Source organism: Solirhodobacter sp. (assembly GCF_964715405.1).
In genome coordinates this window covers 59078-65460 of the sequence record NZ_CBAICG010000019.1, presented here as the reverse complement: position 1 = coordinate 65460, position 6383 = coordinate 59078, and the positions used below count along the sequence as shown (strand labels likewise).

General features: G+C 65.3%; 15 protein-coding genes. All 15 read left to right on the top strand.

From position 1 onward, the window contains the following. Positions 1-193: hypothetical protein (locus AC11WY_RS10555; protein ID WP_482925171.1), on the top strand; the 193-nt coding region annotated here is incomplete at its 5' end. After that, positions 190-594 carry a hypothetical protein gene (locus AC11WY_RS10550; RefSeq protein ID WP_482925169.1) on the top strand — a complete coding sequence of 135 codons (405 nt, stop codon included), beginning with the start codon at positions 190-192 and terminating at the stop codon, positions 592-594. The genes AC11WY_RS10555 and AC11WY_RS10550, both read left to right, overlap by 4 nt. Then, complete coding sequence (locus AC11WY_RS10545; RefSeq protein WP_482925167.1) at positions 591-866, top strand: hypothetical protein; 276 nt, start codon at positions 591-593, stop codon at positions 864-866. The genes AC11WY_RS10550 and AC11WY_RS10545 overlap by 4 nt, the downstream gene beginning before the upstream one ends. Before the next feature lie 82 nt (positions 867-948). Continuing rightward, positions 949-1137 carry a hypothetical protein gene (locus AC11WY_RS10540; protein WP_482925165.1) on the top strand — a complete coding sequence of 63 codons (189 nt, stop codon included), beginning with the start codon at positions 949-951 and terminating at the stop codon, positions 1135-1137. A 100-nt stretch (positions 1138-1237) separates the two neighbouring features. Continuing rightward, the gene (locus AC11WY_RS10535) at positions 1238-1429 is read left to right on the top strand and encodes a hypothetical protein (RefSeq protein WP_482925163.1); all 192 of its coding nucleotides are present in this window, start codon (positions 1238-1240) and stop codon (positions 1427-1429) included. Continuing rightward, a complete protein-coding gene (locus AC11WY_RS10530; RefSeq protein ID WP_482925161.1) occupies positions 1426-1788 on the top strand; it encodes a hypothetical protein in 363 nt (120 codons plus the stop codon). Before AC11WY_RS10535 ends, AC11WY_RS10530 begins: the two co-directional genes overlap by 4 nt. Next, positions 1781-2125, top strand: coding sequence for a hypothetical protein (locus AC11WY_RS10525; protein WP_482925159.1), 345 nt, complete (start codon positions 1781-1783; stop codon positions 2123-2125). The genes AC11WY_RS10530 and AC11WY_RS10525 overlap by 8 nt, the downstream gene beginning before the upstream one ends. Beyond that, on the top strand, positions 2122-2430 hold the full coding sequence (locus AC11WY_RS10520) for a hypothetical protein (protein WP_482925157.1): 309 nt from the start codon (positions 2122-2124) through the stop codon (positions 2428-2430). The genes AC11WY_RS10525 and AC11WY_RS10520 overlap by 4 nt, the downstream gene beginning before the upstream one ends. A gap of 1 nt (position 2431) precedes the next feature. After that, positions 2432-2695, top strand: a complete 264-nt coding sequence (locus tag AC11WY_RS10515) for a hypothetical protein (protein WP_482925155.1) — start codon at positions 2432-2434, stop codon at positions 2693-2695. Continuing rightward, on the top strand, positions 2695-2916 hold the full coding sequence (locus AC11WY_RS10510) for a hypothetical protein (RefSeq protein ID WP_482925153.1): 222 nt from the start codon (positions 2695-2697) through the stop codon (positions 2914-2916). Before AC11WY_RS10515 ends, AC11WY_RS10510 begins: the two co-directional genes overlap by 1 nt. Beyond that, the gene (locus tag AC11WY_RS10505) at positions 2903-3583 is read left to right on the top strand and encodes a hypothetical protein (RefSeq protein WP_482925151.1); all 681 of its coding nucleotides are present in this window, start codon (positions 2903-2905) and stop codon (positions 3581-3583) included. Before AC11WY_RS10510 ends, AC11WY_RS10505 begins: the two co-directional genes overlap by 14 nt. Then, a complete protein-coding gene (locus AC11WY_RS10500; protein WP_482925149.1) occupies positions 3580-3801 on the top strand; it encodes a hypothetical protein in 222 nt (73 codons plus the stop codon). The genes AC11WY_RS10505 and AC11WY_RS10500 overlap by 4 nt, the downstream gene beginning before the upstream one ends. Positions 3802-3992: 191 nt before the next feature. Beyond that, positions 3993-4187, top strand: coding sequence for a hypothetical protein (locus tag AC11WY_RS10495; protein ID WP_482925147.1), 195 nt, complete (start codon positions 3993-3995; stop codon positions 4185-4187). Then, on the top strand, positions 4180-4641 hold the full coding sequence (locus AC11WY_RS10490; protein WP_482925145.1) for a hypothetical protein: 462 nt from the start codon (positions 4180-4182) through the stop codon (positions 4639-4641). The genes AC11WY_RS10495 and AC11WY_RS10490 overlap by 8 nt, the downstream gene beginning before the upstream one ends. Continuing rightward, a complete protein-coding gene (terL, locus tag AC11WY_RS10485) occupies positions 4613-6382 on the top strand; it encodes a phage terminase large subunit (RefSeq protein WP_482925143.1) in 1770 nt (589 codons plus the stop codon). The genes AC11WY_RS10490 and terL overlap by 29 nt, the downstream gene beginning before the upstream one ends. Position 6383: the final 1 nt, after the last annotated feature.

Here is a 6383-nt window from a genome sequence, read left to right as displayed (position 1 = left end):
GCACGAAATGACCATCCCAGAGCGCCATGAGGACGCCAGGGCCGCTAGCGAGGCGGCGCGGGCGTACTGGGTCGCGCGGCGCGCCGAACGGCCCCAGGCGCGTCCCCTGGCCTACTTCTACGACAAATACCGCCGCGCCGGCGGCGGCTTCGACTATCAGGCGATGGAAGACGACGGGATCGACGTGTCATGAAGGACCTGGAAGAAGACATCACCTATGCGTCCGACGAGGGCTACGTCCTTCGGATGGGCAAGGGCCATTTCGAGGTGCGCCGCAATAACGTGACGCACAGCGTGGTGGTGCACACGGTGTGCTACCCTGACGACGAACCCTACGCGATGGCCCAGGCCAAGGCGCGGCTGGACGCGATGGCCAAGGGACCGCCCTCGTCCTTCCCGCTGATGACCATCGCCCGCGTCCACGGCGAGCGCTACGAGGACGTTCTGCTGGTCGCGGCCTACCTGCGGGCCTGCTGGCTCGGCGAGGACACCCAGCCCAGCGCCAACGCCGCCGGCGACGCCATGGAGATCATGTGCTCCAGCGCGATCCGGGCCATCAATGAGCACGCCGCGGCGAGGTGGGGGCTGCGATGACCTACCTCGGCCGCGTTGGAGATCGCTTGACCACCTGGACTAAGGCGCACGAACGCCTCGTCGACGCCTGGGCCGGTCTCTACCGAACCGGCGCCAGGCGCCGGCGGCCGCCGCACACGCTGGAAAGCTGGATCGCGGCCAAGTTCAAGCTGCCCTACGCCTGCGTGGCCGATCTCACGGTCGCCCAGGCCAGACAGGCGCGCCGCTGTCTGCGGGCCTGGGAATACGGCGCCGGATTCGACGCGTTGCCGCTTAGGAGGAAAACACCATGATCCATCACCTGCTGGCCCACCTGGGGCCGATCAACTACGGGCCGTTCCCGTGGTGGTGGCTGTTTCATCGCAGGTGGCTGTGATGGTCGAGGACGTCTCCCCCAAACCCGAACAGCCCCGTGAATATCTCGGCGACGGCGTCCATGCGAGCTTCGACGGCTATCACGTCGTGCTGGCGAGAAACCACCACGACAATGAGGTCATCTGGCTGGAGCCCGACGTGCTGCGCCAGCTGGTCGCCTACGCCCGCCGAATAGGAATGAACGTCTGATGATCCGCTTCCTGGTGCTGCAATTCTTCGCCTGGGCGATGCGCCCCTCGACGCCGTCGGAAGACGACGATCGCTGGGGCGACGGCGGGAGCGCCTACTGGTGACCGAGCGCGACTCCATGATCGTCGCCCTGGCGCTGATCGGCTTTTCGAAGTCTGCCGTCGCGCGCCATGTCGGCCTGTCGCCAGAGCGGGTGCGGCAGATCGTGCGGAGGGGGCGTCGCGCGGAGATTCAGCGTTTGCTGGAGGCCGTGACAGCCGCCAGGGCTGCTCTTGAGGCGTTTTATCGATGAACCCGCGCCAACAGCGGCTGTTTCGGCAAATCTGGGCCGACGAGGTCTATGGCCGCGACTGCGTGCGCGTCAGCGGGTCCGTGCGCCTCGCCACGGCCCAGTCCATGGCCGAGGCCGGCTGGCTGCTCTGGGTGTGGAGCTACGGCGGCGAGAGGGGCTTCAGGACCACCGTCACCGGCCTCTCGGCTTTCAGGACGGCCGTCAGCACCATCACCGGCCCTCAGTGGAGCTGCGGCCATCCAAGGACGCCTGAGAACACCAGCAAGATCGGAACCGGCCGCGTCGCCTGTCGCGAGTGTCACCGGCGCCACGCCCGCGAGTCTTTTCGGCGCCACAGCAGGAAACCCAAGCATGTCTGAACCCCTCACCCTCACCCAGGCGATGATCCGCGAAATGTGGATCGACGTGTGGACACTCAGGACCAACGGCTTTCGCGACCAATGCGCAGGCCCCGTGGACGAGCGGATCGCTTCCCTTCGCCTCGCCATCCGCAGCCCGGCCGCCCGCGAGCCCTCCAGCGAGCGCTCCCTGCGCCGGGCCCGCAACGAGGGCAAGCGGGCCGCCCAGGCCGTCCTGGCGGGCGACAAGCCTGTCCCGCTCACCTATCACCGGGCCGACCTGCGGCAGGCGTGGCAGGGCGCCTACGACGGCTGCATGGCCCATGCGGCCAACCTCACCAGGAGAGAAGCGACATGACCCTCCCAACCCCTGAGCAAGCCCGCGCGGCGATGGAGCGGGTTCGTGATATCAGACGATATACGAAGACCGAGGCCAAGCGCCTCAAAATTGCGGATTTCCATAAGGACGCCGCAGCATTGGACCTCCTCCTAGCCCTTCTCGACGCCAGCGCGAAGGCGTTGGGGCCGTTGGAGGACGAGGCTGCCGAACTAGAGGAATGGGCGGACAGTGCGCTTCTAGTGTCGGCTGGAGTCCCTGCACTCACGGTTGGCCATGCCCGCGAAGCCAAGCGCGTCCGCGATCTGCTTGGGGAGGGGAAATAGGGTGGCCTACTACAACGCCAAAGCTGAGCGAGAGCGCAAGGAATCAATGACCGCCGAGCGCATCCTGAACATCGCCAAAAGCCGAGGCGAGTTCACAGTGAGCCTGCGCTACCGAGATGACTGGCTACGCGCTCGCTGTGGCCAACTCAAATCCGCCGGAAAGCTGGTCGGGGGAAGACGAGACGGTCGGAGCGTCGTGTATTACCCGGCGGCGCAACTTGTTCCCTCCCCCGACGCTGACCAAGGGCCGGGAGGAGAAGGGTAATGGCGCACTACGACGAAATCGTCCGCAAGCAATATCCCGCCCGCACACCGCTGCCGCCCGGTTACGAGGTTCAGCTAGTCGGCGATCACTGCTACTGGGTTCGCGAGGCTGGCGACATAGAGAGTTCGATCCACTGGAACCATTGGGCCTGCTGGCGTGATGCCTGGGAGCACTACAGAGCAAACCCCCACCAAGAAAGGCCGACCGATGCCAGCCGATAGCCTCACCCCCACCATGCTGAGCGACGAGGAGATTGCGGTCCTACAGCGCCGTTTGACTATCGAGCGCGGCATGGTTTGGCACCCTTACGCCGTGGGCGCGCTGAAGATAGCTGGCACCCTCCTCAATCACGCCCTCGCCGCCTCTGCCGCTTTGGCTGAGAGGGAGGGGGAGATAGTCGAACTTCGCGCGTCGAAGGAGAAACTTCACAGGCGCGCCCAAGCTGCCGAAGGACCGTTGGATGCAGTCAAAGCCCATGGCGCGGAGGCCTACAAACAATGGGTCGATAGCTGGCACTTTGAATACAAGCGCTTCCTCGCCGAGAAAGTCCTTCGTGAAACCGCCGAAGCCACCCTCACCAAGCAAGCCGCCGAGATCGAGGCGTTGAAAGCGGGCTCGATAGCCGATGTGCTGGCTGAACGCCGACGCCAGATTGAGGCCGAAGGCTGGACATTGGAACACGACGACGGCCACACCAACGGCGAGATTGCTAATGCTGCTGCCGATTGGGCCTCGACTGGACAACGACCCGTCGTCTGGTCATGGGCGACGGACAAGGCCTCAAGGCCTCGACGCCGACAGCTTGTAATCGCTGGCGCGCTTATCCTAGCCGAAATCGAACGCTTAGACCGCGCCGCCCTCACCAACACAGAGACAGGGAAGCCATGAAGCCGCCAAAAGACATTGACCGGCTCGCATGGATTGAGCCGACCGAGTTTGACGATCCGATCACTGGCGATCACATCGCAGTGTCGGTGTCGGAGTTCTACTCGAAAATCACGGTGAATGACCGGGAATATTTCTTCACACGCGAGACTGGCCGCTACGACGGCGACGCAACCGTTGAACGTCGCAGCGGCCCCATCCTTACTTACGTTCGGGAGTGATCGTCTTCTGTTTGGTCTTTTCCCAGTCGCGGGCGCAAGCTGGGACGGCACCGGCCGTCCACGCGGCGCTAGAGCAACTGGCCGACCCCGACGCGCATCTCGCAGCCTCAATGCTCCCGTTTGCCGTCGGCGCCTAGACGCCACGCCCGACTGAGCCTTATGCTGCGCGCCTCACACCAGGGGCGTGCAGCATGACTTACTCCACCTCGGGCAGCGTTCAGAAGTTGGCCGGCTGCCTTGAGACCGAATTGCGGTCGATGGGCTATGACCCGGCGCTGGCGCACGATTTCACCATCCTCAGCACCCCGACGGACGGCAGCGTCTCGCGCCATCGCGTGCTGATCGTAGTCGAGTTGCGCGACGACGGGAGGGCCGCCAGTGCCTAAAACACCAGCGATGCGGCGAAGTCCCCAGCGGCGTAAGCCAAAAAAGCCGGGCTTCAAACCGATCTGCCTGAACGCGGCCACCCGCCGGCAGCTGATCGCATGCGGCAAAATCTGGTGCACCACCCGCGAGGTCGCCGCGCAGCTGGACATCGACGAGACGACCCTGATGGACTGGTTCAACCGCCAGCCGGCGGCGCGGGCGCTGTTCGAGCGGTCAAAGGAGCAGGGCAAGATATCCCTTCGCCGCGCGCAGCTTCAGGCGGCGATCGACGACAAGAACATCACCGCGATGATCTGGTGCGGCAAGCAATTGCTAGGGCAAACCGATAAGGCGCAAGTGCGTCACACCATCGAATTCGACCTGAGTAAGCTGTCGACGGCCGAATTGCAGACGTTCCTGCCGCTGCTGGAAAAGGTCACGCCCGATGACGAGCGGCACCCGCAGCTACAATAGTCTCGCCGAGGCGAAGGCGCACGGCGATGCGATCCTGGCCGAAAGGCTGAGCCTGGAGGCGCGCCAGATCGTCGACCTGACGGCCGCCAACGACATCGACGCGTCGAAAAACCGCTGCAAAACCCTTTATGGTTTCGTGGAAGAGGCGTGGCATTTGCTTGAACCCAACCAGCCGTTCATCGGCGGCTGGGCGGTCAAGGCGATCTGCGATCACCTCGAAGCGGTCACCGACGGCCGGATCAAGCGGCTGCTGATCAACATCCCGCCGGGGTTCGCCAAGAGCCTGATCGTCGCGGTGTTCTGGCCGGCGTGGGAGTGGGGGCCGTTCGGTCGGCCCGACATGCGCTATCTGACCTGTTCCTATGAACTGGACCTAGCGATCCGCGACAACACCCGCATGCGCCGCCTCGTCTCGTCGGACTGGTATCAGGCGCGGTGGGGCGATCTGGTCACCTTCGCCAGGGACCAGAACGCCAAGACCAAGTTCGAGAACACCGCCACCGGCGGACGCGAGGCCCGCGCGTTCGGCAGCCTCACCGGCGGTCGCGGCAACCGGCTGATCGTCGACGACCCGCACAGCACCACCACCGCCGAGTCGATCATCGAGCGCGGCAAGACCATCCAGAACTTCCTCGAAGGCGCGCCCCACCGGGTCAACAACCCCGAGAAGGACGCCATCATCGTCATCATGCAGCGGCTGCACGAACTGGACCTGTCGGGCGCGATCCTCAGCCGCGGCCTGGGCTACGTGCACCTGTGCCTGCCGATGCACTTCGAGATCGAACGCCGCTGCGAGACCATCATCGGCTTTCGCGATCCGCGCAGCTACGAGGGCGAGCTGCTGGCGCCCGAGCGCATGGGCGACGAGGCGGTGGTGCTGCTGGAGCAGAGCCTGGGCACGTTCGCCATCGCCGGCCAGATGCAGCAGCGGCCGTCAGCTCGGGAGGGCAACTTGTTCAAGCCGGACATGATCGAGATCGTCGAGGCCCTGCCGGCGACCATCGTCAAACGCGCCCGCGGCTGGGACCTCGCGGCGACCAAGTACACGCCGGGCAAGGACCCCGACTGGACGCGCGGGGTGAAGATCGAGCGCGACGCCGACGGGTTCTTCTACATCACCGGTCTGGTGTCGGCGCGCGAGAACGCCACGATGGTCGAGACGATCATCAAGAACACCACCATCCGCGACGGGCCCAACTGCCGCGTGCGCCTGCCGCAGGACCCTGGGCAGGCGGGGAAGGGACAGGCGGCGGCGTTCGCCCGGCTGCTGGCGGGCTATCCGCTGACGATCCTACAGCCCACCGGCGACAAGGAAAGCCGAGCCTCGCCGTTCGCCGCCCAGGTCAACATCGGCAACGTGCGCATGCTCAAGGGCGACTGGAACGACGCGGTGATCGAAGAGCTGCGCACCTTCCCCGCCGGCGCTCACGACGACATCGTCGACGCCGCGTCCGACGCCTTCGCCGAGGTGGCCGAGTCGCGCTCGTTCGAGGGCATGGCCGAATTCTACCGCCAGGAGGCCGTCAAGGCGGCGATGGAGCGCGATGGGCTGAAGCTGCTGGTCGCCGAGGTCGATATGTGGCTGATCAAGCCCGCGCCCGGCTTCAGCACCGCCTATGGACAGGACGGGACGAAATACGTCACAAACGAGCGGGGCATCATGGTCGTGCATCCCGAGGACGGCCCGGCGCTGCTTCGCCAGATGGGCTGGTCGAGGGTGATGGGCGAGCAGGCCGCTTGAG